Origin of the sequence: Yinghuangia sp. YIM S09857 (genome assembly GCF_051388915.1) — a bacterium.
Classification (GTDB): Bacteria; Actinomycetota; Actinomycetes; order Streptomycetales; family Streptomycetaceae; genus Yinghuangia.
The window spans coordinates 165769-168029 of sequence record NZ_JBPKBH010000013.1 but is presented as its reverse complement, the minus strand read 5'-3'; the positions used below and the strand labels follow the sequence as shown (position 1 = coordinate 168029).

The 2261-nt window shown below is 68.8% G+C and carries 1 protein-coding gene; it reads right to left on the bottom strand.

Annotation, left to right across the window (positions count from 1 at the left end; translation table 11 throughout):
• Window positions 1-32 precede the first annotated feature (32 nt).
• The gene (locus tag ACRX5S_RS26110) at window positions 33-1646 is read right to left on the bottom strand and encodes a WxL domain-containing protein (RefSeq protein WP_436775528.1); all 1614 of its coding nucleotides are present in this window, start codon (window positions 1644-1646) and stop codon (window positions 33-35) included.
• Window positions 1647-2261: the final 615 nt, after the last annotated feature.

The window sequence follows — 2261 nt, the reverse complement described above, 5'->3', positions numbered from 1 at the left end:
CCCGGACCGGCGGGTCCGGGGCCGCGCGTACGTCAGATGAGGGTCAGGGTGAGCGTTCCGGTGTAGGCGCCTGCGGCGGCGAACTCCGGGGTTGTGAGGGTGATTTGCGCGTCGGCGGTGAAGCGCCCGCCGGTGGCCTTGGTGTCGGCGGCCTGACTGCACAGCGTCGCCGACGAGGCGAGCGGACCGGCCGAACCGGACGTCACCGCCGACAGGGCACCGGGCAACGCCGCACACGACGGGGCCCAACTCATGTTCCCCGCCGGGATCTTGTCCGTGCCGTTCGCGGCCGTCAGGTCCGTCATCATCCCGGTCAGCGACCAACCCGCGTTACCGCCGCGGGAGTCCGTCACGGTCACCTGGTTCAACGGCGCGGTGAGCCGCTGCGCCTGCCCGTTCAGCGTCGCCGTACCGAAGTCGATCCCGGTACCGGCCTGGGTCATCGACAGCGACCCCGGAGTGAAGGCGACGTTGACACCCTGCGTGCCCGGCGCCGGGCCGGTGGTCACCGTGAAGGGCACGAAGAGCGTCGGGCTGGAGGACGGGACTCCTTCACGGACCCGGATCTGTGTGACGCTCGCCTGCATGATCGTCACCGTCAGCGAGAACGTTCCGTCCGGCGCCACGGTCGCGGTCTTGACCCCGGGACCGCCGATGCCGCTTTCGTCCGCACCGACCACGTAGACGAACTTTCCAGGCGTGAATCCGGTGCCGGTCACCGTCACATCAGTACCCACCGGCCCGTTCGTGGGATTGATCTGCGCGACGCGTACGGCCGCGGCCTGGGCGGTGAGCGGCGCGGTGGCCGACTTGGCCCCGTCGCTCACCTTCACCACGTAGTTGCCGGGGGTCAGCGTGGGTGCGAGTGTCGCCGTCCCCGACAGAACACCGGACGCGTCGATCGCCAGGGTGTTCGCGGAGAACCGCTCGGCAAGGCAGTTGCTGCCGTCCGCGTCGCACAGGGACACCGACGGCGTCGCGTTCGGGGCGAACCCGGTCCCGGACAGCGTCGCGGGCAGGCCGACTGTCACCGGTGCCGAGGGTCCGGTGAGAACCGGGTCGGCCGGTGCGCCACCGGAGACGGTCACCTCGGCCAGGGTCTGCTCACTGCCCGCTCCGGCGGTGCAGACCGTCGGGAAGGCCGGGTCCTGACCGGGCCCGAAGCGCGCGTCGGTCACCATCTCCACAACGGTGAACTCGATCTTCCCGCCGGGCGTCGCGTTCGCCGGAATCGAGAACGAGCCCGAATACGGCGGCAGCGGCGGCGATTCGCCCTGCTTGACCTCCATCATGGTCTCGGGTCCCGTGACGGTGACACTGCCGGTCGCGGCTCCCCGCATTTCGAGTTTCATCCGCGGGGTCGCGTAGATCGTCATGGGCACCGGGCTGATCGCCGGGCTGGGGCCCAAGGTCACCGATCCGGTGATGGAACCGTTGGGCTCCACAGTGGTCTTGTCCAACGTCAGCGTGATCTCTTGCGGCCCGGTGAACGTTCCCTGCCCGGCAGGCAGCACACACGTCACCGTCGACGTGATGGTCCCGGCACTGGCACTCGGCGCCGTCAGTACGGCAAGGCCGCCCAGCGCCAGCGTTCCGGTGGCCAACGCCGCAACTGTGCGCCGCGGGAACAGTCTTCGCAATTCCAAGGCATCCTCCTGTGTCGTCCGTGCGTCCCTGGCAGGCACCTCGATGTCGGACGAGGGTGCGGATCAGCGTTCCGGGGTACGCCCCGACAGCGGCGAAGTCCGGGACGACGCGCACCGGCACAGCGTCGGCGGTGCAGCACTCGACGTCCGCCTGGCCGCGAACGGTCGACGGGTGGCTCCCAGTACGCCCGGCGCACCCCTGGTCGCGGTGCCGAGCCTTCCCTTGCCCCCGGCGCACGAAGGATCCGCGCGATGTTCCGGTGAACTGACCTCACCGCCGATGCCCCCACCACGAGCGGCACTTCGCCACCGACCGGCGGTCACCGGATTGTTGGTGGCAATTGGAGTTCCGGTAATTGCCACGGCAATTTGCTAGGTCGACGAAGGGAAGTCAATAGCGGTTGACTTACCAGTTCGGTCGACACGTGTCGAATTGGCGACAGTGCATGCGCTTCACGGAAACCCGTTACTCCACCTTGCAGTTCGTACACGCTCGGTGTCCGTGAGTGCATGCCGCGGCTCGACTGCCGAACGACGGCGGACCGGCTCGGTTCCGCAGCTGTGATGGCCGCGACCTCGGCCTCGACGTCGCAGGTTCCTCCGGGAAATGCCTTG